Source organism: Legionella sainthelensi (assembly GCF_900637685.1).
Classification (GTDB): Bacteria; Pseudomonadota; Gammaproteobacteria; order Legionellales; family Legionellaceae; genus Legionella; species Legionella sainthelensi.
The window spans coordinates 2,956,258-2,979,073 of record NZ_LR134388.1 but is presented as its reverse complement, the minus strand read 5'-3'; the positions used below and the strand labels follow the sequence as shown (position 1 = coordinate 2,979,073).

The window sequence follows — 22,816 nt, the reverse complement described above, 5'->3', positions numbered from 1 at the left end:
CAGAAATGGGTTTTCAGTATGTAGAGCATAAATTATTGGAAAAATATATTAAGGAAAGTATAACAACCGAATTAAAACATCATAGGATTTATGAGAAAGATTTAAAAACCGCATTAAGAACTCTTTATAAAACTCATCCGGAAAGAGCCACCCAGTGTAAGTATCTTCTTGCTGTTATGGGGGGGCTTAATCGATCTGAAATTGAAAATAAAACGTGCATTCTTAATGCAGCCGCATTTTATATTTGGAATCAGATTGATGAAAGCTATCAAGGTGTTGTTACTCCAGTTTTTTTGCGCCCTACAAACAGTAATTTATATAATTCATTAACAACATCCCTAAGTCTTACTAAAGAAAATATGCCCGATTCAAAAGATTTAAAGGGCATGTATAGTGCACTAAACCAATTTATGCGTGAGCGTGTATATTTAGATCCTAGTAACCCTATAAATGGCTATTTGGAAGAGCGCCAGCAGATTTTTTCAAAGAGGAGAATTAGAGGATATGATGTTGAAAAAGTACTTTCTGATTTGATAGAAAAAATCAAGGCATTAGAGTTAGAACAGGTGAAACTTGCTAAAGAGGAGCAGTTAGTCAAAGAGCCTGATAAAAAAACCGCGACCCAGACTTTTGGTTTATTTGCAGATAAGACTAGTACTGCTCTTGTTGCTCTTAGCCAGGAACCAGAAGAGCAACTCATGCATACCTTCTAGTGGCTAAGTGATTTCGTACCTCACGTTCCAGATGTGAGTGCCGCAGGGCTTGGAATTGGTGTTGTAGACACTAATTCCAAAAGATATATTATTTTCTCGAATAAGACTCATTAAACATTGGGTGACGGCTCTATGGGATAGCCAGATAAAGCCCACTCAATTATTCCTCCATCTACTGAGTAGACATGTTGATATCCTAAAGTTATTAAAGATTGAGCGGCGTATAAAGACCTTACCCCTGCTTTACAGTGCAAATAAATAGCCTGATTTTTATTAGGGATTTTAGACTCAATGGTGGCAGCAATACTGTCTTTGGGTATATGAATTGCGCCTGGGATATGAAACTCTTCCCATTCTGTTAATTCACGTACATCAATTAAACAAAGATCAGGACAGTTTTTCATTTCATTTTTAAGTTCATGTACATTTATTGTTTTAATATTGGGGTTTATCATAACGAATTTCTCTTACTGGTCTTGTTAAGGTTGAGTGATGCAATAGCCAATAAATTGCTGCTATAAATACGCCACCTATTAAGGTTGCAAATGCCCAGGTAGCTGCAGAAACAAGAACAGGTCGTTGTCCCAGTTGATTCATATTTCCAGCATCATGGGCCACAGCACCAGCAAAAATTAAATGTAAAATGCCATTAATTAATGTCATGATATAAAAGAAAGTCTGGATTTGTGCAGCAAATTGTTGGGCTAGTTCATTAAGCATAAACAGGGGTTCCTTGGATTTGTTTGTGAATTTAATTTCCATGACTGCTATATATGATAACAGAAAATTATTAAAATCTTTTATTTCTATGCTAACCTCGGTAACATCGTTGAAAAAACAATAAGAGAGAAAGTATGAACGCCCATGAAATTCCCGTTCCTCATTTGACTACGGCACACTCTGGACCTTTGTTTCATGTGGAAAAAATTGTTTTGAACCAAATTGCTACTATTGAAACTTGGTTTAGACATCAATGGAAGAAAACTCCTCCTCCATTAACATCCTCTGTTGATTTACGGCATGCAGGTTTTAAAATAGCTCCCGTAGATACCAATTTATTTCCAGCAGGATTTAATAATTTAAATCTCGAGTTTCTTCCCTTGTGTATTCAGGCAGCACAGTCTGTATTAATCGATTATGTCCCTGATTGCACTAAAATTTTATTGATTCCAGAAAGTCATACTCGTAATAAATTTTATTTGCAAAGTCTTAATGTATTAAAAACCATTTTTATAAAAGCTGGTTTTGTTGTACGCGTAGGCAGCTTAGATCCAGAAATAACTGAACCTACGGAAGTTGTTCTCGAGAGTGGTGAAACGTTACTGCTTGAGCCGATACAGCGTCATGGTGATCGTGTAAGTCTCGCTGATTTTAATCCTTGCTTTCTCTTGTTAAATAATGACCTATCTCAAGGTGTTCCCGAAGTTTTAAAAGGGATACAACAAAAAATAAGACCTACAGCGCAGTTAGGCTGGTTTTCAAGATTAAAATCCCAACATTTTAATTTTTACGATGAAGTGGCTAATGAGTTTTCCGAATTGGTGGGCATGGATTCGTGGTTAATTAATCCTTATTTTAGTGCTATAGAAGGTATTGATTTTATGGCACAGGAAGGCATTGATAAATTAGCCATTGAAGTGGAGAGAATTTTAACTTTAATGAAAGATAAATATGCGACTTATGGCATTAAAGAGAACCCATTTGTTGTGATCAAGGCTGATAATGGCACTTATGGTATGAGTGTTATGATGGTACATGATGCTGATGAAGTACGCTTACTCAATAGAAAACAACGTACACGGATGTCAGCGAGTAAAGGTGGCCGTAAAGTAGACCGAGTTATTGTTCAAGAGGGTGTCTATACTTTTGAAACTATGCCAAATGGTTCGGTTGCTGAGCCAGTGGTTTATATGATTGGTCAGTTTGTAGTTGGAGGGTTTTATAGGGTTCATAAAGAGCGTGGTATTGATGAAAACCTAAATGCACCTGGAATGCATTTTGAACCTTTGGCTTTTGCCCAGGCTTGCAATATGCCTTGTGATGATTTGACTGAAGTGGATTATCCCAATCGTTTTTATGTTTATGGTGTTATTGCTCGTTTAGCTGCCCTGGCTGCAGCAAAAGAAATTGCGGCAATTGGAGGTGAATAATGCAGCTAGGAATATTACTCGATCCAATAGACCAATTAAAACCACATAAAGATACTACTCTAGCTTTCCTCGAAAGAGCACAAAAATTGGGGTGGTCTTGTGCTGTTTTTACTCAAGAAGATTTATTCTGTAAAGAGGGGCGTGCTTTTGCGCAAGTCTATGAGTTAAGTATTGGTGATTTGTATCGTAATGATTGGGCTAAAATAACTGATCTTGGGGAACGGCCTTTAGGTTCATTTGATATTATTTTGATGCGTAAAGATCCTCCTTTTAATACAGAATATATTTACACTACTTATTTTTTGGAGCTTGCAGCACGTGAAGGCGTTTTAGTAGCAAATAATCCACAAGCTTTACGTGATGCCAATGAAAAATTTTTCACTTTAAATTTTCCACAATGTTGTCCTACCACACTTGTGTCTAAGAATATAAAGCGATTGAAAGCGTTCTGGGAGGAGCATAAACAAGTAATTTTTAAACCCTTGGAAGGAATGGGTGGAAACTCTGTATTTCATGTTGAAGAACAAGGAAAAAATTTAGCGGTGATTTTGGAAGTGTTAACCAAAAACCAGACACAAACAGTCATCGCCCAGCGCTATATTCATGAAATAAAAACGACAGGAGATAAGCGTATTTTGTTAATCAATGGTCAACCTATCCCTTATGCTTTGGCACGTATTCCTGCGGAGGGAGACTTACGGGGCAATTTGGCGGCTGGAGCTCGAGGGGAAGTCGTGCCCATCACAACTAGGGATCAATGGCTTTGTGAGCAAATTGCTCCTACGCTTAAGGCAAAAGGTTTATATTTTGTGGGTATTGATGTGATAGGAGATTATTTGACTGAAATTAATGTTACAAGCCCAACCTGCTTGCGTGAAATAGAATCCGAAACCAATTTAGATATTGCTGGTGATTTTTTAAATTGTCTTGAGACAATTTGTCGTAGTAGATAAATTGGGCATTTTTGAATTTACAGTTTCAATGAGCCTTACGGAACCTCATTCTCTGAGCGTTTTTCACAAAATTTGATGGTTTTAACGAAATTTTCTGCCAACCGCGCATAAAGCGCGGCGGGTAGGTTGCTGAGGGTAGCGATTAGTGGATAAGTGTTGCGTCGTTATTCATCTACATAATCACTGCCAACTTCTGCTGCAGCATTCTGCTGTGCTTTTTTATCTGCTGAATAAAGAGCTCCATTATCTGGTTCAGTACCAGTAATAAGATGGTTTCTGTATTGTAAATATGCATCACGCATAAATGCGTACTTATCAAAAGCCTCATCCATTATACGATCGGTATCAAATAATTGAGAACGTAAATCAATATATCGTAGTGCTAATAAGCTGTAGACGAGTGTATCATCATTTATATAAACATAAGGGCTGTATAACGCGAATTGGAAAAGCCATCCGGCGCCATCTCGGAGTGTGCTTGGGCCTAAGAAAGGTATCACCAAGTAAGGAGAATTTTTATCTCCCCATTTAGCTAGTGTCAGACCTAAATCATTTGAGTGAGGAGGTAACCCAAAAGTTTTCGCGACATCAAATAAACCACCCACACCTAAAGAAGAGTTTATGATGAAACGCCACGAGTCACGAATAGCCCATTTTCCTTGTGCTTGTAATAGGTCATTTCCTACTGTAGGAATAAGATCCAGATTATTGTAAAAATTATTAATGCTTTTACGAACAGGAGCAGGAATTACAGCCCTGTACACTTTTGCTGGAGGCTTTAAAAGTAAATTGTCGAGGGCAGTATTAAATTTATATACTTTGCGGTTAAACGGCTCAAAAGGGTCTGCGGGGTTCGTTCCTTTGCAAACACAACCAGATAAAATGAGGCTACTCGTAAAACCAACAACTGATAAGATGAATCGCATGATTTTTATTGTTATTTATTTTATTGGAGATGTTACACGAGTTTAATGCTCTTGCAAACTATCCAGATTGCGATTGATTTCCAATTAATCCATTTATCTCTCATGATCTACTTTTAATGCACGTTAAAATTTTAATAAAAAGGTCACCGGACCATCATTACATAAATGAACTTGCATGTTGGCGCCAAAACACCCACTTTGGATTTTGGGGAAAACGTGTGCAGCACGAGTGAGCAAATTATCAAATAATTGCCGCCCAAGTTCCGGAGGGGCCGCATTTGAAAAGCTAGGACGCAAGCCTTTTTGTGTGTCTGCCATTAAAGTAAATTGTGGCACGAGTAGTAAATCACCATTGACTTTTTTAAGACTTAAATTCATTTTGCCTTGTCCATCGTCAAAAATGCGGTAATTGATGCATTTATCTAACATTTTATTGATTGTATGTTCCGTATCATGAGGTTCAAAACCACAGAGTATGAGTAATCCTTTATCAATGTTGGCTACAGTTTCATCTGCGATGTCTACTCGGGCATGGGATACTCTTTGAATTACAACTAACATGCATCGAGTCCCTGTTTGGAGATTTCTTTACTTGCGTAAATTAAAGCATCAATAATTCCAGATTCCCTATCAGAGTGTCCTGCATCGCGAACTACTCTTAAATTAGAGGCGGGGATCGCTTGATGTAATTCAAAAGCCCCAGCTAAAGGAGAGATTAAATCAAAACGCCCATGAACAATGTATGTTGGAATATGCCTTATTTTATGGACGTTAGCTAATACTTGATTTTCTTCAATGAAAAAATGATTTTTCATGTAATGAGATTCTAAGGTTGCAAGAGTTAAAGCAAAATGAGGATCGCTAAATTGGTCAATAACATATAAATGAGGTTGTAAACTGCTGCAACGGGCTTCCCATAATGCCCATGATTTGGCAGCACTCATGCGGGCTAACTCATTTGTTCCTTGTAAACAATGAGCATAGTATTCTGGAATCTCATTGAGCATATTTTCTGGGACACTGCTTATGAATTCTTGCCAATAATCAGGATAAAATAAATTAGTGCCTTGTTTATAAAACCAATCGCAATCTCGCTGTCTTCCTAAAAAAACCTGATGCAATTGTAACGCCTTGATTTGTTGAGGGAACTTTTGCGCATAAAGTAATGCAAGTAATGAGCCCCATCCTCCACCAGACAGTACAAATTCAGGCAACCCCAAAAAATCTCGAATGGCATCGATATCATCAAGTAAGAAATGAGTTGTATTTTCACGAAGTTCTATATGTGGTGTAGAACGCCCACATCCACGTTGATCAAAAAGTATGATTCGGTAATGCTGGGGATCAAAAAAACGCCTTAAATACCCATCTCCAGAAGAAACCCCGGGGCCTGAATGAAGTACTATGACAGGAATTCCATTTGGATTACCTGTTTCTTCAATATAAAGTGTATGCAGCTCACTGACTTTTAATTCATGTTGTGCGTAGGGTTTTATTGAAGGATAGAGTGAATGCATATTAGTCCTTTTAGGATGTTTGCTATATTGCCTTATTTTGCGCTGGGAGGCGCTTGAAATCAACAGTAAATTTTACTGAATACATCAGCTCATGAGTTTATGTAAATCAACAACGATTAGCACCTTTATTTTTAAGAAGTATTGTAGGGTCTGTTGACAATTCACCTGCCGCCTACGTGCCGCGGCTTGTCCGCGGCATCCAGTAGATGGTCAAATTAAAAGCTGAACAACCTAATTGATTGATTAATGAAAGCGAACTCATAATATAACGGCTCAGATACCAAGTATAAAACGAGTTTGCAATGCTTAGACTTATGCTCAATGACGAGCGTTGGTCAAAGCTGAGGGAGATCATGCTACAGCACAGAATTTATGACAAGCCCAATCTTGGTAGGATAGTTGAGGCAATGTTATATCGCATGCGGGTTGGGTGTCCTTGGCGTGACCTACCGATAGATTTTGGATGCTGGAATTGAATTTATCAACAATTTAATCGATGGTCATCTCAAAAAAAGTTAATTCAAATTTTTAAAACGCTTGTGCAAGAGCCCGATTTAGAATGGGAGTTTATTGATGGCAGTATTGTCAATGCTCATCAACATAGTGCTGGCGCGCCTAATAAGGAAGAACAAGGCATTGGTAAGTCGGCTGCTGGAAATACAACGAAGATTCATATGGCCGTTGATGCTCACGGATTACCTATTGATTTTGAAATAACAGGTGGCGAAGTGCATGATTGCAAAGTGGCACCAGAATTTATCGAAAAGTTACCTGCTGCAGAACATACTATTGCAGATAAGGGTTATGATAGCGAAGAGGTTCGAGATACCATTCGAAAAAAATCATCCATTCCCGTGATTCCAGGAAAGAGCAATTCTAAAACTGGCAATGCAGATATGGATTGGGGTATTTATAAATACAGACATCGAGTTGAAAATTTTTTTGTCAGAATAAAACACGTTCGTGCAATCGCCACAAGAGTTGATAAATTAAAGCGAAACGATGCTTCTCTTGTTGCTATGGCATGCGCATTTTTATGGCTACCTATGTAGCGCAGCTTCCGGTATTATCTCAGTGTTTGCCCAACATCCAAGGAAGTACGATGAGTCTGGCTTATGTTTCTATTCTTGCGAGTCAGCATCATGGTACTCTTTACGTAGGGTCTACGTCAGACATCATTAAACGGACTTGGGAACACAAAAATAAAGTCAGTCCTGGTTTCACTGCTCAGTATAACGTACATATGCGGGTCTATCATGAAGCATGTGAATTATACGTTGAAGCAGCACGACGTGAAAAACGTTTCAAAAATTGGCCAAGACAATGGAAAATAAATTTAATAGAGAAACTAAACCCTCAATCGCGTGACCTGTATCAAGAAATTTGCCAATGATTTAGATCGAATGGATGCCGCGGACAAGAAGCAGCACGAGGCGGCAGGTGAATTGTCAACAGACCCTGGTTGTTTGGTACTTATTTTTTTGTGCCTGCACAAAAAGGTTTCAACGTTCTTCGAGTTTGGATGTTTCTTCGTCATAAAATTTAAAATCTGGAGAAAATTAGATTTGGGCAATTTGATAGGGAGTTGATTATAATTGTACTAACGCCTTTACATTTTCTTTTTCTTGCGGGAAAAAGAATCTATTTATAGAATACACCATCGATTATTTCCTGGAATTAACTATGACTCTTGCTGCAATTTTTAGAGAGTTGAATGAGCGACAACGTGAAGCAGTTACCGCTCCGCTTGGTAACACATTGGTTCTGGCCGGTGCTGGAAGTGGTAAGACCAAAGTTCTGGTAAGTCGCATTGCTTGGTTGATTACAGAAGAGCACCTATCTCCACATGGTATTTTGGCTGTAACATTTACCAATAAAGCGGCTGGTGAAATGAGGTCGCGATTAAAAAATATATTGAATACGCCTATCATGGGGTTATGGGTCGGAACATTTCACGGATTATGCCATCGTTTGCTTCGTCGCCATTATAAAGAAGCTCATTTACCCGAATTATTTCATATTCTCGATACAGAAGATCAAGCACGAGTGATTAAACGAGTTATTGCTGCATTAAATCTTGATTCGGAACAATGGCCAGTAAAACAAGCCCAATCTTTTATTAATGGACAAAAAGATGAAGGAATACGACCGCAACACGTACATACTTTATCCTATGGACCGGGGAAAACACTACTTAATATTTATAGAGCATATGAACAAGCCTGTCAGACCGCAGGAGTGATTGATTTTGCGGAACTGTTATTGAGAACACATGAACTATTACGGGACAATCCAGAAATTCTTCATCACTATCGTCAACGTTTTCAAGCAATTTTAGTAGATGAGTTCCAAGATACTAATACGATTCAATATGCATGGATTCGTCTTCTTGCTGGTGAGCATACTGCTGTTTTGGCAGTTGGTGATGATGATCAATCCATTTATGGTTGGCGTGGCGCTAAGGTTGAGAATATTCAACAATTCTCCCGGGATTTTAAAAATACCCTCACTATCCGCTTAGAACAAAATTATCGCTCTACTGCAACCATACTTGATGCAGCAAATGCGTTAATTACCAATAATCACTCACGAATGGGGAAAGATTTGTGGACAGATGGTGCAACTGGAGAAAAAATTCTTGTTTATAGTGCGTTTAATGAACTGGATGAAGCACGTTTTGTCTGTGAGCGTATTATGATGGAAATCAATCAAGGTACCAGCACGGATGAAATTGCGATTTTATATCGTTCCAATGCACAATCCAGGGTTTTAGAAGAAGCGCTTTTGCGTGCCAGGATTGCCTATCGTATTTATGGTGGTTTACGATTCTTTGATCGTGCGGAAGTAAAAGATGCTTTAGCCTATTTACGTTTATTGGTTAATCCTAATGATGACACGGCTTTTGAACGTGTTGTTAATTTCCCGACTCGTGGGATAGGTGAAAAAACGCTTGATGATTTACGTTATTATGCAAAATCAGAACAATGTTCTTTATGGTATGCAGCTAAAACTTTATTACAATCAGGTGGGATGGCACAACGTGCTGGTTCTGCATTAGCAAAATTTATTGAATTAATTGAGCAACTGCAACAAGACACTGTAGAAATGGAATTAGATGAGCAGCTCTCCACGGTGGTTCAGTTGAGTGGGTTGTATGCACATTTCAGCAAAATCAAAGGAGATAAATCAGAGTCTCGCCTCGATAATTTACAGGAATTGATCAATGCTGCAAAACAATTTCGTTATGAACAAGAAGAAGATGAAGTCATTCCTTTAGTGAATGCATTTTTAGCACATGCATCATTAGAGGCAGGAGAAATGCAAGCTGACGAGCATGAACGTTATGTGCACTTGATGACTTTACATGCTGCTAAGGGTCTTGAATTCCCCATGGTATTTTTGGTGGGTATGGAAGAAGGTGTTTTTCCAGGAAAACAGTCTTTGGAGGAGCCTGGCCGTTTAGAAGAAGAGCGCCGACTATGCTATGTGGGTATGACTCGAGCTATGCGTAAGCTGATTTTATCTTATGCTGAAATAAGGCGTCAGTATGGGCGAGAAGAATATCATCGCCCTTCACGATTTTTAAGAGAATTACCGCAGGAGCTGCTAGAGGAAATTCGAGTAAAGGCGAGTTTTCAATCGCCTGCTATCTCTCGAACTAAACCTGCAGTTGCGCCACATACATCAGGGTTACCTCTAGGGCAAAATGTGACTCATGCAAAATTTGGCCAGGGAGTAGTATTAGCAGTTGAGGGGAGTGGGGCGCATACTCGTGTCCAGGTAAAATTTAGGGGGCATGGCGTAAAATGGCTTGTTTTAGCCTATGCTAATTTGGCTGTTGCAACATAAGGCTGGAGGAAGATAATTTATTTGACTGGCCTCATGAATGTGCTCAAAACCTAAATTTTATCTTTGTCTGTACCATAGTAAAATGAGTACAATCACATTCTAGCTATTGAATTTTCTTCAAGTGGATGCTAGGGTGCCGTTTGTAAAGGATTTTGGTATTATGTTAACTATTAAATAAGGGGAATTGCGTGAAATTTAAAAGCTTATTAACAGTAGGAGCACTGGCGGTGTCTATGACATCATCTGCAATAGCAGCAGATACTAATCCTGCGACTCCTATGTCTGATGCACAAAAAAAAGAAATTGAAAAAGTAGTGCATGACTATTTAGTAGCTAATCCAGAAGTATTATTGGAAGTTTCGCAAGCGTTACAACAAAAGCAACAACAAAACATGCAGCAACAAGCTCAATCTGCAATTAAAGACAATACAGATCAATTATTCCAAGGTAAAACTACCATAGTGGGTAACCCTAAGGGTAATGTAACTATAGTAGAGTTTTTTGATTATCAATGCATTCATTGCAAAAAAATGTCACCAGTCATAGACAGCTTGCTCAAAAAAGATAGTGACTTACGTGTTGTATATAAAGAGTTTCCTATTTTTGGTAAGAGCTCCGAGCTTGCTTCTAGAGCTGCTTTAGCTGCTGGTATGCAGGGTAAATATCAAGCAATGCATAATGCGCTGATTTCTATCGATAAACGTTTGAATGACCAGATCGTGATGGCAACTGCCAAGTCTTTAGGTTTGGACATGAAAAAGTTAAAAACTGACATGCAAAGCAAAGAAGTTACTGCCATTTTAGATGCGAATCGTGAATTAGCAGAAAAATTACACTTGATGGGTACTCCCGCATTTATTGTTGCTTCAACTCCTAATGGTCAGTTTAAAGCCGGCTCAGAGCCCTCATTTATACCTGGTGCTGCGAGTGAAGAATCATTACAAGAGCTAATTAAGAAAGCAGCTGGTAATTCATAAGACCGTTATATGTAGCCGGGCGCAGCGAAGCAGAGCCCGGAAAATTTGTGCCAGAAACCCCCAGGTTCTGTTTCGCTGCACCTAGGTTATGTTGAGATCTTCATGACAAAACCAACTACATTTCAGGATATTATTCTAACATTGCAGCAATATTGGGCTGCTCAAGGATGTGTCATTTTACAACCATTTGATATGGAGGTTGGCGCAGGTACCTTTCACCCGGCTACTTTTTTGCGCGCAATAGGCCCTGAACCATGGTATGCAGCGTATGTTCAGCCCTCTCGAAGACCTACTGATGGTCGTTATGGAGATAATCCAAATCGAGTGCAGCATTATTACCAATTCCAAGTGGTACTCAAACCTTCACCTTTAGACATTCAAGATAAGTACTTGGATTCTTTACGTGCTTTAGGAGTTGACCCGCTGGCAGATGATATTCGTTTTGTTGAAGATAATTGGGAGTCACCTACACTCGGGGCTTGGGGATTAGGCTGGGAAGTTTGGCAAAATGGTATGGAAGTATCTCAATTTACCTACTTTCAGCAGGCAGGTGGTTTAGTATGTAAACCTGTAACTGGTGAATTGACTTATGGCTTAGAACGTTTGTCTATGTACTTATTAGGAGTAGATAATTTATTTGATCTTCCTTGGAGTAAAACAGCTAACGGGATCATTACTTATGGTAATGTGTTCCATCAAAATGAAGTTGAAATGTCTGCTTATAATTTTGAACATGCGAATGTAGAGGAACTCTTTAAGCAATTTGATTATTATGAAGGTGAGGCGCAAAAATTAATTTCTTTACAGTTGCCTTTGCCGGCTTATGAAATGGTGATTAAAGCATCGCATTCCTTCAATTTACTCGATGCACGCAAAGCAATCTCAGTTACTGAAAGACAGCGATATATTTTACGGGTAAGGCATTTATCAAGAGCAGTGGCACAAGCTTATTATCAGGCACGCGAAGCTTTAGGCTTTCCTATGCTTAACCAAAAGGTGTGTGATGGTCAATGATTTTATTTTTGAATTAGGTTGTGAAGAGTTACCTTCTGGTTCAGTTTGGCCTCTGGCTGATGAATTTGCTAATCTCTTGCTAGCTGCATTAGATAAAGCACAATTAGTTTATGGACAAGTAAAACGTTATGCAACGCCTAGACGGATTGCTGTTGCTATTTTAGGTTTACAAGCAGAACAACAAAGCCAAAATATTACTCGGCGAGGGCCAGCATTAGCTGCTGCTTATGACAAAGAGGGCAATCCTTCATCAGCGTTACTAGGTTTTGCAAAATCCTGTGGCGTAGAGGTGGAACAGCTGACTCAATTAGAAACAGAAAAAGGGGCCTGGATAATCTATGAGACACAGAGTCAAGGAAATAAAACTAAAGATTTATTACCTGCTTTGATTAGCCAAGCTTTAGCTGCGTTACCTATCTCTAAACCGATGCGTTGGGGATCGGGTGATGGAGAGTTTGCACGACCTGTACATTGGATAGTTACCCTCTATGGTGATGATGTCATAGAGTATACTCTTTTAGGAATTCAAAGTGGTCGCTTTAGTAGAGGGCACCGTTTTCATCATCCACAACAATTTTCTATTCATTCCGCACAAAGTTATGAATCACAAATGAAAGAAGCTTTTGTAATGGCTGATTTTGCTAATCGTAGGCAAATAATTCAAGAGCAAGTAGAACAGCTGGCCTCATCTTATCAAGCGACAGCAATTATGCCTGAAAGCTTGCTTGATGAAGTAACCTCCATTGTGGAGTGGCCCCAAGCATTAATAGCCGATTTTGAAAAAGAATTTCTTGAAGTTCCAGCGGAATCATTAATTGCATCGATGCAGTCACATCAAAAATGTTTTGCTTTAAAAGACAAGCAAGGGAATTTGTTACCTCATTTTATTACTGTGTCAAATATTGTTAGCTCCAATCCAAAACAAGTAATTATGGGAAATGAAAAAGTAATGCGTGCTCGTTTAAGCGATGCAGCATTCTTTTTTAGACAAGACAAAAAACACGCTTTAAGTCAACTCATTCCAGGAACAGAACATGTTGTTTTTCAGGCAAAACTGGGAAGCTTATTAGATAAAGCGTTGAGGGTTGAAGCAATGATGACCTATTTAAGTGCAGCGCTACATTTAGATGTTCATCAAGCACAACGTGCCGCCCAATTAAGTAAGTGTGATTTGTTAACAGGGATGGTGGGAGAGTTTCCAGAGTTACAGGGATTAATGGGGTATTATTACGCATTAAATGATGGTGAAGACCAGGCTGTCGCACATGCCTTAAATGAGCAATATATGCCTCGTTTTTCTGCGGACAGCCTACCTGAATCTGATTTAGGTTTAGCATTATCTTTAGCAGAAAGAATTGATACTTTAGTGGGTATTTTCGCTATTGGGCAAAAACCTTCAGGAGTAAAAGACCCATTTAAATTACGCCGTCATGCTTTGGCGGTTGTTCGTTTACTCATTTCTACTTCTGCGCCACTAAATTTAAGCACTTTAATTGAACAAGCAATCGTTCATTATGGAGCAAAAGTATCCATTGAGCCGAGTCTTCGCGATGAATTAAAATTATTTATATTGGATCGCCTACAATCCTACTACCAAGGTCAGGGATTAAGCCTTGATTTAATACATGCTGGCCGTGCTCGTCAAGATGAATGGCTGTATGATTTGGACAAACGATTAAGTGCTTTGCAAGCATTTGTTATACGCCCTGAGGCTGCCTCTCTTTCTGCTGCATGTAAACGAGTGAATAATTTGCTTGCCCAAATAGACAAACATGTTTTACCACCTATCAAAGAGCAACTACTTGAAGAAGAGGTAGAAAAGTCTTTATACACTCAGATAAAACATATTGCTCAAGCAGTCGAGCCTTTATATCGCGCTGCTGACTATAGTTCATTATTGAAATTACTTGCAACTCTTAAAGAGCCCGTCGACGCCTTTTTTGATAAAGTAATGGTGATGGTTGATGATGAAACAATAAAGTCTAATCGTTTAGCACTTTTAGTCTGCTTGCAGGATTTATTACAAGGTGTTGCAGATATTTCATTGTTGCAAATATGATTGAGATTACATCAGTAGGTTATGAGCATGACAATTTATATGACAAAGCACAATTCCTTGCGAAACAATTAAACTTTGTTTTGGACAGGCATGCAAATTCTTGTCTTTTTGTTGCTGAAGATAAACTTGCATTAAAAATACCTGGTTTTTCACCTGTTTCGGCTGAATTAAGTAGTGTATTTTGGAGTAAGAGAAAATTAGAAGGAAAAAAGCAAGGTTTAATTCGTGCTTGTAAACCTAGTGCTGGACTTAGAATTATTGATGCTACTGCAGGTTGGGGGCGTGATGCTGCAATATTAGCCAGTTTTGGAGCAGAAGTATTAATGATAGAGCGCCATTCTGTCATGGCTTCTTTATTATCCGATGCATTATCAAGGAGAAGTGACTCTGATCAACAAAAGATGCATCTATCTCTTTATGCTGGCGATGCATATTCTTATTTTAATGCACTCGAGGAAGAAAATTACCCTGATATAATTTATATCGATCCTATGCATCCTGAACGTAGTAAATCTGCATTAGTAAAAAAAGAGATGCAGGTATTGCAGAAAATAATTGGAGCGGATGATGATGCACGGAATTTGATCCAGTTAGCGATAACACGCTCGAAACAGAAAGTAGTTGTAAAATGGCCACAAAAAAGTACCCCTTTATTGCCGGTAAATGCACAGGTGAATGGGAAAACAGTACGATTTGATATTTATTTTTCAAATCCAAAATAAATACATAAAAAGAAGAATAATCAATTTTCCAGATTCGAGGGTATAGTACATCAGACTCAATTATGATGCCTGTGTTGGTTCATAAATATCTTATGAGGTGTGTCTATTAAAAAAATCCCCATCTAAGATGAGGATTTTTGAACTGAATTGAATTATATTGCGAGCAGCAATTTCTAGCCACTAGTATAAACCGTACCAGTAGGACCAGACGTTTCACCTCCATTTACACCGAACATGGTTGTTCCAGTGACGTTCAAAATAGAAGGCAAGAACAATAAACCAGCTGCGATAAAAACTAAAGCAATTGGTGTTCCAATTGGAATTTGAGTTGGGTTATCTTTGTGCTGTTTAAATTTCATAATCGCAGCAATAGAAAATGCTAATCCTGCCAAGTAAGAACCAGCCGTTATTAGTTTAGTCAGGTTTGTAAATGATGAGGTAATTTGTGATGCCATGTCTCCAACACTCATATCACCTGCAGCTGCATCTTGACTGACTAAAGCCAATATCCCCAAACAAACAATACTGGATAACCAATTCTTATAATTTGATTTACTCATGATTTTATTTTTCACCTCTTTCTCCTCAGCTTTAAAAAGTTTTAAATTAGTCTAATTATAATTAGATTGAGTAAAAAATATCCAAGTCATTGTTTTTATATGTCATATAAATAAGATAGATATTGTTTTTTTTCAGAAAGTTAGCGTGAAATTTCCACTTAAATATGATGCATAAATGGATCGTTTTCAACGTTCTGGTAGGCTAATTATTGCTAATTGACTCTCACTTTAATTAAAAGGTGGTTTGAAGGTGCGCAGATATGATATCAGATACAGTGATGTAGAATCAGTGAAAAACTGAAGTTAGTTGACGTTCCTCTTAATTATGATGGAGCGTCAACATATGAAAAAAACAATAATTCCCGTAAAGCTCATATTGCAAGAAACGATTAATGATCGTATTCCAATATAAATCACACTGTGTTAATCACAAGGAAATTTATTTATTTTAGAGTTCTCTTGGACAAGTTAAGTATGTAGGTAGTCTTCATAATTTTAGCCGAATTCAGCGAGTTCTTCTCTAAGACGTTTTTCTTCAAATAAATCTTCGATACGTCTTCTTCTTTCTAACTTGGTTGAGGTAGTTGTTTCGGTGGATAGCGTTGTATCAACATTAAAATCTTCCATTTCCATCTCATTTTCATCAAATTCACGTGGATCCATAGCCATCTCCTTAGCCTTCAACCATGAGCAAGTCTATAAAATACCAGAATTTTGGCTTAGGAAACAGTGGAATTTTTTGAGCATTTATATAGGAGAAAGGATGCTTTTAATTTTCCTTGTTTTAGTGTCTTAATCACTAAAACAAGGCATACAATTTTATACGGGGCCTTTAAGAACTCTTTCTACATGTTCTTCTACTTCTTTTTCTTTTTCTTGAGTAAGTATATCTGCACCAGTTTTTCCTTTATTTTTCGCTGTAGAGAGATCCGTCTTCAATGCATTCGTGACTTCAGGAGGTGACTTTTTGGAAGGAGTCAGAACATTTTTTCTATCATCAAGCGCTTTGCGTTGTTCTTTGGCTTGCTGATGAAGCATGCCTAGCTTTGGTCCATCATCTTTGAAAAGCTCTTGAATATTTACTTCTCTCCCTTTGCTATCTACTAACACAATATACTGTGGTTTCTTCGGTTTTCCGTCATCACCAAATTCAACTGGAGGGAATCCAGCTTCTAGACATGCTTCATAAGCTTGTTTGAGTCTCTGCTTTTCGGTATGGGGATCATTTGGAAAATCAACCGTCATTTTAATTCCTTTAAATCCAGCGGCTCTAATTGTTTGAGCTAGGGCTAGCAGATCTGCTTTTGGTTTTTCCTGGTTGGCTGGAAAGCCTAGATAGTATCCGGGATCAAAAATTCGAGGGGAAAATTCTATACTCCAAACACCTGGTTTTTTTTGTTCTATTTTCTTTCCTGTGGGGGTATAAAAAAACTCTAAATCCATGGGGTCGAGGGCAGAAATTGACATCCCGTCAGGACCAACATGGGCTTCAATCGTAGTATTTGCTTGTGGGTTGTCCTTAAGCCTTTTTGCTATGGCTGCATCAATTGCCAGAAGCATTTCTTGACGTTTTCTGGCATCACTTTGTCCATAAGCGTATTTTTCCATTTGTGCAGCAAAAATATAGTGTTCCATTTGGGAATTTGCTGCTTTATCTAATAGAGTAACGTTTTCTGCAGCTGCTTTATCAAAAGCATCTAATTGTTTTTTATGAGTGTCTTCGAGTTCTTTGATGAGATTGGCCTTGACTTTATTTATTTCTTGGTCATCATCGATATTTAAAGCCGCTTTCAAATTATCTGTTTGACTTTCTACCGTTGTTTTAAATCTTTCCAGCTCCAATTTTTGTTGTGCTGCAATGGCATTTCTTGCATTAGTTTGAATTCGAGTGAGTTCACCTCGAATATCTTCTGGTGAATAGGGCCTAGGAACTTTTTCAACGATGATGTCTTTGAACGCAGCTATTGATCTATTATATGATTCTTTAGCTGTGTCATAAAAATCTTCTTTTTTGAATACCTTTTCAAATTCCTCTTTTACTTTCTCTTTTTCTGGTTCCTTTCCACGCAGTAGTTTATCAAAAGTATTTTCTTTATCTTCGCCAATTTGCAGTTTAAAACCTGAATAATTACGAACTCTGCTGGTATCATGCTCATTAAAAGCTTTATCTTGAAAATCAAATGGAGATAATCCAATTTTATCACGAAGTTTTTGTAGAAGTGCTTTTTCCGCCTCAGGCGTAAGTTCTCTTAGATATTTTCGAGAATCGAAAATGTCAAATAAGCCTTGTCTGAATGTCATAAATCCTACCTCAAAAGCTTTTAGGTTAAGTAAAGTATATCATCTTTTCATTAAGAGAGAATGATTGACTGGGCATGTGTTTGATCATATTTTGGTCATTATAGACCAAATTTATTTTTTTTGTATATATTTTGATTGATTTTAGGGTGGGATAACGTTTGAGTCGTATTTGGCTCAAACGTTTTTCATCTTGGTGTGCTGGTAACTTTGATTGGAGTTGTATTACCAGGCGGGAATAGCTGCATCTCCGAATATAGTTTTAGCTTTTTCTTTAACCTCTGGAGAATTAAAAGCTTTAACAAATAACTCCAAATTTGCTTTCTTGGGCGAATCTTTTCGGATCACAATAACATTGGCATAGGGTGAATCTTTATCTTCACTCAATAAAGAATCTTGAGAGGGGCTCAAACCTGCAGGCAGAGCAAAAGTTGTATTAATTACAGCTGCATCTACATCGGGTAAAACTCTGGGCAATTGAGCCGCATCCATTTCTTTAAATTGAAGCTTTTGTGGGTTTGTAGCAATATCCTTGAGACCCGTATCATGAGTATTTTTTAGAGTAATTAAATTTGCTTTTTCTAATAGTTGCAAAGCACGCATTTCGTTACTTGGGTCATTAGGTATTGCAATTACAGCTCCTTCAGGTAACTGCTTTAAAGATGTATGTTTTTTGGAGTAAATGCCCACAGGATAAACAAAGGTTCTTCCTATGGCTTCAAAGGGGTAATCATGGGCTTTAATTGCAGCGTTGAGGTATGGCACATGTTGATAAACATTGGCGTCTAAGCTTCCGTCTTGTAATGCTTCGTTAGGTAAGTTGTAATCATTGAACGTGACGATTTTGATATTTAAATGATATTTATTTTTTGCTATTTCTTTTGCCGTTTCAACCAGTGCTGTTTCTGGTCCTGCAATTGTACCTATAATTAATGTATTTGGTGGTGAGGGTTTGTGACAAGCAATAAGGCTTAATAATAAAACGCAATAAGCTAAAATTCGCATTTAAAACTCCAAAGTTGAGATTATATACACTATACGATCAATGATGTAAAAAACGTTTTGCCAAATAATCTCCGATCATTTGTGTCAGTTGTACCATAATAATTAAAATGATTACTGTGGAAATCATAATTCCAGCATCAAAGCGTTGATATCCATAGTTAATGGCCAAAGTTCCTAAACCTCCCGCGCCAACTGTTCCAGCCATGGCAGAATAATTAACTAAAGTAATGGCAGTGACCGTAACGGCATGAATTAATGCTGGCTTAGCTTCAGGCAATAAAATATGCAAAATGATTTGCCACGTATTGGCACCCATTGCATATCCTGTTTCGATAAGTCCTGAAGGTAAACTGCGATATACATTATCTACTAGTCTTGCGAAAAAAGGGATTGCTCCAATCGTTAGAGGCACAATAGCCGCATTTATTCCAATGGAAGTACCTACTACAAGACGCGTAAACGGAATGATTGCTACTAACAAAATGATAAAGGGGATGGAGCGTGCCATATTAATCACAGTGGATAGTATTTTGTTTACTCGTGGCATTAGTTTGACATGATTGGATGAATACAGCCATGTTCCTAAAGGTAAGCCAAGTAGTACTGCAAATACGGTACTTAGGACTACCATATACAGTGTTTCGCCTGTCGCGATTAATAAATCATATGCCATTGGGAAGGACATAGCCTAATACCTCCACAGTTAGTTTGGCTTGCTGACAGCGGTCAATGAATGCCTCTAGTAAAAACTGATGTGCGGTGAGCTCTACAACTAAAACACCACAAGTTACTGTATCATAACGATCAATATTTGCGAGCAAGATATTAATATCCAGATTCAACTCACGACTTGTTTGACTAATAAAGGGTACTGTTGCTTCCTCGCCTTGAAAAAATAAACGTAGTAAGGGTTTATCAGTGGCATAGTCTGCAAGTCTATTAGTAAGGCATTCTGGTAGCTCGGGACTAAGTTGGGCATAAAGCATACTGCGAGCTAAGCTGTCTCTTTTATTAAATACATTGGCCAGAGAAGTTGTTTCAGCTAATTCACCATCAACCATAACTGCTAATCGTTTACAGATACGTTTAACCACTTCCATTTCATGAGTGATAAGTACAATAGTAATGCCATAAAGAGAATTAATTTTCTTTAACAATGTTAAAATAGAATCTGTTGTTTCTGGATCTAATGCTGATGTTGCTTCGTCACAGAGTAAAATTTTAGGGGAGCAACTTAAAGCACGAGCAATAGCTACTCTTTGTTTTTGGCCGCCGCTAAGTTGTGCTGGATATGCTAGCTTCTTCTCGGAGAGCTCTACTATAGGAAGCAACTCTTCAATTTTTCTGCGGATAAACTCTTCATCCAATCCTTGAATACGCATAGGAAGCGCAATATTATCATAGACATTTTTAGAGTTGAGTAAATTAAAATGTTGAAAAATCATGGCCATTTTATGGCGAGCTAAAGCTAAATCTTTTCTGGATAAACTTGTTAGGTATTGCCCATCAATCACGACATCCCCTTGATCAGGGCGTTCGAGTAGATTGATACATCTTAATAAGGTAGATTTGCCAGCACCACTTTTGCCAATGATCCCGAAAATTTCACCTTCTTGGATAAATAAATTAATGTCACGTAGGACAGATTTCCCAGAAAAGGATTTGGATAATCCAATTAATTCAATCATAATTATAGCCTGAGCTTATGCGTGCGGACGCAAGTAATAGATCACCCCTTTGAAACGACGCATTTGGCACATCTCGCTTGAAAATCACACTTAGGAAATCTCTCATTCGGTGCTGTATGCTATGGTTTCTAAGCATCATTTTCGCACGAGCTGCATTCAAACCAGATCGTTCATGTAAATATGAGCTTTAGGGATTTGAGCTATTACGGACGTAAGACTTAGAGGAATGGAAATCATATCCGCTTTAGCCGTATTTTCAAAAAATAATTTTTGAGCGTCCGCAAGCTGAATTTCAAATCGACGCTAATGCAATATTATACACATATTGTTTATAAAAACAAAGTGATACTTTTAAATTTGGCATAATTTATTATCGCTCCTTCATAGAGATACAGGATTATTGCTGTAATTCTTCACGATTTTTAAAATAATCCAGGGCTTGTGGATTTGCTAGAGATTGCAAATTATTTACCGGCAAACCATGAACTACTTGTCGCACTGCTACTTCTACAATTTTGCCACTAATCGTACGTGGAATATCTGCAACTTGCAGGATTTTTGCCGGTACATGTCTTGGAGAGGCATTTTGTCGAATGGTTAAACGTATTTTGTTGATGATTTCTTCGGTAAGTTTCATATCATCGCGTAATTTGACAAACAAAATAATACGAACGTCATCCTGCCAATCTTGGCCAATTACAATACTATCAACTACGTCATTAATTTTTTCTACTTGCCTATAAATTTCAGCAGTACCAATGCGCACTCCTCCTGGATTTAACACCGCATCGGAGCGACCATAGATAATCAATCCATGATGTTTGGTGATTTCAGCAAAATCACCATGTGCCCAAACACCAGAAAAGCGCTCAAAATAAGCATGTTGATATGCCTCTCTTTGAGGATCATTCCAAAAACCCACGGGCATGGAAGGGAATGGAGCAGTACAAACTAACTCTCCTCGCTCTCCTCGAAGGGGGGTGCCTTGTTCATCAAAAACATCTACAGCCATGCCTAAACCAAGACATTGTAACTCACCCCTGTAGATCGGGAGCATTGGGTTACCTAATGCAAAACATGAAATAATGTCTGTGCCACCGGATATAGAGCATAGTTGTACATCATTTTTGATTTGGTTATAAACGTAATCGTAGTTTTTAGGTAATAGGGGAGAGCCTGTAGAAAGAATACAACGTAAGTGGGTTAAATTATATTCATCTTTAGGAACCACCCCAGCTTTTTCAACAGCAGAAATGAATTTTGCACTTGTCCCAAAGACCGTTACTTGTTCTTTTTCGATTAATTGAAATAAACGACCATTTTCAGGATAAGTTGGAGAACCCTCATATAAAGTGAGTGTTGCCCCTAATGCCAAAGCGGAAACAGTCCAATTCCACATCATCCAACCACAAGTAGTATAAAAACATAGATTATCTGTGGTATGGAGATCGGTATGTAATCCCAACTCTTTAAGATGTTGAAGTAAGGTTCCTCCAGCACCATGAACAATGCATTTGGGTTTTCCTGTAGTGCCTGATGAAAACATAATGTAAACGGGGTGTTCAAAAGGTAATGAAACAAACTCGCACTGGTCTGCTGGACGGAGAAAATCATTCCATGCTTGTGCTTTGGGGAGCAAGGAAATATCTACAGGTTCATTGATATTTGGACAAACTACAATTTGGATGAGCGAGGAGATAGCATCATTAAGTTGCTTGATTTTTTCCACACCACTATGTTTTTTTCCCTGATATTGATGACCATCACATATAAATAAGGCTTTCGGTGTTATTTGCCCGAGCCGATCAATTGCGGCTTGAGCACCGAAGTCAGGTGAGCATGAAGACCAGATTGCTCCTAATGAGGTTGTGGCTAACATTGCAATTATTGTGTAGGAAGTATTGGGCATTAAAGCGGCTACGCGATCACCTACTGTGACTCCAATCGCTTTTAGGCCTGCAGCACATTGGGCAACTTGTAGATATAGTTGCTCATAACTCATTGAATGTCTGTCATTATCTTCAGTAAGACTAATTAGGGCGACATGTTGGTCTCTTCGCGATAAAAGTTTTTCTGCAAAATTAAATTGAGCACCTGTAAACCAGCGTGCTTCGATCATATCTTTATAATAGTTAAGAATTTGGTGAGGTGGTTTATCAAATTTTAAATGAAAAAATTCGCAAAGCGTTTGCCAGAATGAATCGGGGTGCTTGATAGACCAAGTGTGCATGTCTTGATAATTTTCAAAAATCTGACAATGCTTTTGAGCAGCAAATTCCATAAATTGCCACATTCTACTTTTTTGCGGGTTTTGAGGTTTCCATACAATATCGCTCATAATTATTTCTCTCTGTAATTATTACTGAATTCCCATTTGAGAAAATT

21 protein-coding genes and 1 pseudogene are annotated in these 22,816 nt (G+C 38.1%); 10 read left to right on the top strand and 12 right to left on the bottom strand.

Annotated elements, in window-relative coordinates:
* Positions 1 to 5 precede the first annotated feature (5 nt).
* The gene (locus EL220_RS13125) at positions 6 to 713 is read left to right on the top strand and encodes a hypothetical protein (RefSeq protein ID WP_027271569.1); all 708 of its coding nucleotides are present in this window, start codon (positions 6 to 8) and stop codon (positions 711 to 713) included.
* 110 nt (positions 714 to 823) lie between these two features.
* On the opposite strand, the gene EL220_RS13120 is transcribed toward EL220_RS13125, so the two are convergent.
* A complete protein-coding gene (locus EL220_RS13120; protein ID WP_027271570.1) occupies positions 824 to 1,168 on the bottom strand; it encodes a rhodanese-like domain-containing protein in 345 nt (114 codons plus the stop codon).
* On the bottom strand, positions 1,149 to 1,433 hold the full coding sequence (locus EL220_RS13115) for a hypothetical protein (RefSeq protein WP_027271571.1): 285 nt from the start codon (positions 1,431 to 1,433) through the stop codon (positions 1,149 to 1,151). Before EL220_RS13115 ends, EL220_RS13120 begins: the two co-directional genes overlap by 20 nt.
* Before the next feature lie 134 nt (positions 1,434 to 1,567).
* Here EL220_RS13115 and gshA point away from each other — a divergent pair, with 134 nt between their 5' ends.
* Together gshA and gshB are read left to right on the top strand one after the other, a co-directional pair.
* Entirely contained in the window at positions 1,568 to 2,863 is a 1,296-nt protein-coding gene (gene gshA, locus EL220_RS13110) for a glutamate--cysteine ligase (RefSeq protein WP_027271572.1), read from the top strand.
* Positions 2,863 to 3,816, top strand: a complete 954-nt coding sequence (gene gshB, locus EL220_RS13105; protein WP_027271573.1) for a glutathione synthase — start codon at positions 2,863 to 2,865, stop codon at positions 3,814 to 3,816. The genes gshA and gshB overlap by 1 nt, the downstream gene beginning before the upstream one ends.
* A gap of 164 nt (positions 3,817 to 3,980) precedes the next feature.
* On the opposite strand, the gene EL220_RS13100 is transcribed toward gshB, so the two are convergent.
* The 3 genes from EL220_RS13100 to pip form a co-directional block, all read right to left on the bottom strand.
* Entirely contained in the window at positions 3,981 to 4,742 is a 762-nt protein-coding gene (locus tag EL220_RS13100) for an MlaA family lipoprotein (RefSeq protein WP_027271574.1), read from the bottom strand.
* Between the two features lie 123 nt (positions 4,743 to 4,865).
* Complete coding sequence (gene dtd, locus EL220_RS13095; protein ID WP_027271575.1) at positions 4,866 to 5,303, bottom strand: D-aminoacyl-tRNA deacylase; 438 nt, start codon at positions 5,301 to 5,303, stop codon at positions 4,866 to 4,868.
* Entirely contained in the window at positions 5,297 to 6,259 is a 963-nt protein-coding gene (gene pip / locus EL220_RS13090) for a prolyl aminopeptidase (RefSeq protein WP_027271576.1), read from the bottom strand. Before pip ends, dtd begins: the two co-directional genes overlap by 7 nt.
* A 302-nt stretch (positions 6,260 to 6,561) precedes the next feature.
* On the opposite strand from pip, the pseudogene EL220_RS13085 reads away from it, so the two are divergent.
* The 7 genes and pseudogenes from EL220_RS13085 to EL220_RS13055 all read left to right on the top strand — a co-directional run bounded on the left by EL220_RS13085 (position 6,562) and on the right by EL220_RS13055 (position 14,880).
* A pseudogene (locus EL220_RS13085) lies at positions 6,562 to 7,311 on the top strand (IS5 family transposase).
* Positions 7,312 to 7,361: 50 nt separating this feature from the next.
* On the top strand, positions 7,362 to 7,652 hold the full coding sequence (locus EL220_RS13080; RefSeq protein ID WP_128130989.1) for a GIY-YIG nuclease family protein: 291 nt from the start codon (positions 7,362 to 7,364) through the stop codon (positions 7,650 to 7,652).
* 290 nt (positions 7,653 to 7,942) lie between these two features.
* Positions 7,943 to 10,108 carry a DNA helicase II gene (gene uvrD / locus EL220_RS13075; protein ID WP_027271363.1) on the top strand — a complete coding sequence of 722 codons (2,166 nt, stop codon included), beginning with the start codon at positions 7,943 to 7,945 and terminating at the stop codon, positions 10,106 to 10,108.
* Between the two features lie 188 nt (positions 10,109 to 10,296).
* Positions 10,297 to 11,085, top strand: coding sequence for a DsbA family protein (locus tag EL220_RS13070; protein ID WP_027271364.1), 789 nt, complete (start codon positions 10,297 to 10,299; stop codon positions 11,083 to 11,085).
* A 102-nt stretch (positions 11,086 to 11,187) separates the two neighbouring features.
* A complete protein-coding gene (gene glyQ, locus EL220_RS13065; protein WP_027271365.1) occupies positions 11,188 to 12,099 on the top strand; it encodes a glycine--tRNA ligase subunit alpha in 912 nt (303 codons plus the stop codon).
* Positions 12,089 to 14,158: a glycine--tRNA ligase subunit beta gene (glyS, locus tag EL220_RS13060; protein ID WP_027271366.1), complete on the top strand. Its 2,070-nt coding sequence runs from the start codon at positions 12,089 to 12,091 to the stop codon at positions 14,156 to 14,158. Before glyQ ends, glyS begins: the two co-directional genes overlap by 11 nt.
* Positions 14,155 to 14,880, top strand: coding sequence for a class I SAM-dependent methyltransferase (locus tag EL220_RS13055; RefSeq protein WP_027271367.1), 726 nt, complete (start codon positions 14,155 to 14,157; stop codon positions 14,878 to 14,880). The genes glyS and EL220_RS13055 overlap by 4 nt, the downstream gene beginning before the upstream one ends.
* A gap of 173 nt (positions 14,881 to 15,053) precedes the next feature.
* Here EL220_RS13055 and EL220_RS13050 read toward each other — a convergent pair whose 3' ends face one another.
* The 7 genes from EL220_RS13050 to EL220_RS13025 form a co-directional block, all read right to left on the bottom strand.
* Positions 15,054 to 15,440: a hypothetical protein gene (locus EL220_RS13050; RefSeq protein WP_035906165.1), complete on the bottom strand. Its 387-nt coding sequence runs from the start codon at positions 15,438 to 15,440 to the stop codon at positions 15,054 to 15,056.
* 495 nt (positions 15,441 to 15,935) lie between these two features.
* The gene (locus EL220_RS18230; RefSeq protein ID WP_164480590.1) at positions 15,936 to 16,103 is read right to left on the bottom strand and encodes a PA3496 family putative envelope integrity protein; all 168 of its coding nucleotides are present in this window, start codon (positions 16,101 to 16,103) and stop codon (positions 15,936 to 15,938) included.
* A gap of 156 nt (positions 16,104 to 16,259) precedes the next feature.
* Positions 16,260 to 17,741 (bottom strand): hypothetical protein, encoded by a 1,482-nt coding sequence (locus tag EL220_RS13045; protein ID WP_027271369.1) that lies wholly within the window; start codon positions 17,739 to 17,741, stop codon positions 16,260 to 16,262.
* 222 nt (positions 17,742 to 17,963) lie between these two features.
* Entirely contained in the window at positions 17,964 to 18,743 is a 780-nt protein-coding gene (locus EL220_RS13040; protein ID WP_035906152.1) for a MetQ/NlpA family ABC transporter substrate-binding protein, read from the bottom strand.
* A 37-nt stretch (positions 18,744 to 18,780) separates the two neighbouring features.
* Positions 18,781 to 19,428: a methionine ABC transporter permease gene (locus EL220_RS13035; protein ID WP_027271371.1), complete on the bottom strand. Its 648-nt coding sequence runs from the start codon at positions 19,426 to 19,428 to the stop codon at positions 18,781 to 18,783.
* The gene (locus EL220_RS13030; RefSeq protein WP_027271372.1) at positions 19,406 to 20,431 is read right to left on the bottom strand and encodes a methionine ABC transporter ATP-binding protein; all 1,026 of its coding nucleotides are present in this window, start codon (positions 20,429 to 20,431) and stop codon (positions 19,406 to 19,408) included. Before EL220_RS13030 ends, EL220_RS13035 begins: the two co-directional genes overlap by 23 nt.
* A 397-nt stretch (positions 20,432 to 20,828) precedes the next feature.
* On the bottom strand, positions 20,829 to 22,769 hold the full coding sequence (locus tag EL220_RS13025) for an acetoacetate--CoA ligase (protein ID WP_027271373.1): 1,941 nt from the start codon (positions 22,767 to 22,769) through the stop codon (positions 20,829 to 20,831).
* Between the last annotated feature and the right edge of the window lie 47 nt (positions 22,770 to 22,816).

Bases quoted from the DNA above. Each gene is read 5' to 3' on its own strand.
- EL220_RS13025 (WP_027271373.1), bottom strand. From the start codon at position 22,769: ATGAGCGATATTGTATGGAAACCTCAAAACCCGCAAAAAAGTAGAATG.
- EL220_RS13040 (WP_035906152.1), bottom strand. From the start codon at position 18,743: ATGCGAATTTTAGCTTATTGCGTTTTATTATTAAGCCTTATTGCTTGT.
- EL220_RS18230 (WP_164480590.1), bottom strand. From the start codon at position 16,103: ATGGATCCACGTGAATTTGATGAAAATGAGATGGAAATGGAAGATTTT.
- glyS (WP_027271366.1), top strand. From the start codon at position 12,089: ATGGTCAATGATTTTATTTTTGAATTAGGTTGTGAAGAGTTACCTTCT.
- EL220_RS13125 (WP_027271569.1), top strand. From the start codon at position 6: ATGGGTTTTCAGTATGTAGAGCATAAATTATTGGAAAAATATATTAAG.
- glyQ (WP_027271365.1), top strand. From the start codon at position 11,188: ATGACAAAACCAACTACATTTCAGGATATTATTCTAACATTGCAGCAA.
- EL220_RS13080 (WP_128130989.1), top strand. From the start codon at position 7,362: ATGAGTCTGGCTTATGTTTCTATTCTTGCGAGTCAGCATCATGGTACT.
- uvrD (WP_027271363.1), top strand. From the start codon at position 7,943: ATGACTCTTGCTGCAATTTTTAGAGAGTTGAATGAGCGACAACGTGAA.
- EL220_RS13055 (WP_027271367.1), top strand. From the start codon at position 14,155: ATGATTGAGATTACATCAGTAGGTTATGAGCATGACAATTTATATGAC.
- pip (WP_027271576.1), bottom strand. From the start codon at position 6,259: ATGCATTCACTCTATCCTTCAATAAAACCCTACGCACAACATGAATTA.
- EL220_RS13115 (WP_027271571.1), bottom strand. From the start codon at position 1,433: ATGCTTAATGAACTAGCCCAACAATTTGCTGCACAAATCCAGACTTTC.
- EL220_RS13120 (WP_027271570.1), bottom strand. From the start codon at position 1,168: ATGATAAACCCCAATATTAAAACAATAAATGTACATGAACTTAAAAAT.
- gshB (WP_027271573.1), top strand. From the start codon at position 2,863: ATGCAGCTAGGAATATTACTCGATCCAATAGACCAATTAAAACCACAT.
- gshA (WP_027271572.1), top strand. From the start codon at position 1,568: ATGAACGCCCATGAAATTCCCGTTCCTCATTTGACTACGGCACACTCT.
- EL220_RS13045 (WP_027271369.1), bottom strand. From the start codon at position 17,741: ATGACATTCAGACAAGGCTTATTTGACATTTTCGATTCTCGAAAATAT.
- EL220_RS13030 (WP_027271372.1), bottom strand. From the start codon at position 20,431: ATGATTGAATTAATTGGATTATCCAAATCCTTTTCTGGGAAATCTGTC.
- EL220_RS13100 (WP_027271574.1), bottom strand. From the start codon at position 4,742: ATGCGATTCATCTTATCAGTTGTTGGTTTTACGAGTAGCCTCATTTTA.
- EL220_RS13050 (WP_035906165.1), bottom strand. From the start codon at position 15,440: ATGAGTAAATCAAATTATAAGAATTGGTTATCCAGTATTGTTTGTTTG.
- EL220_RS13035 (WP_027271371.1), bottom strand. From the start codon at position 19,428: ATGTCCTTCCCAATGGCATATGATTTATTAATCGCGACAGGCGAAACA.
- dtd (WP_027271575.1), bottom strand. From the start codon at position 5,303: ATGTTAGTTGTAATTCAAAGAGTATCCCATGCCCGAGTAGACATCGCA.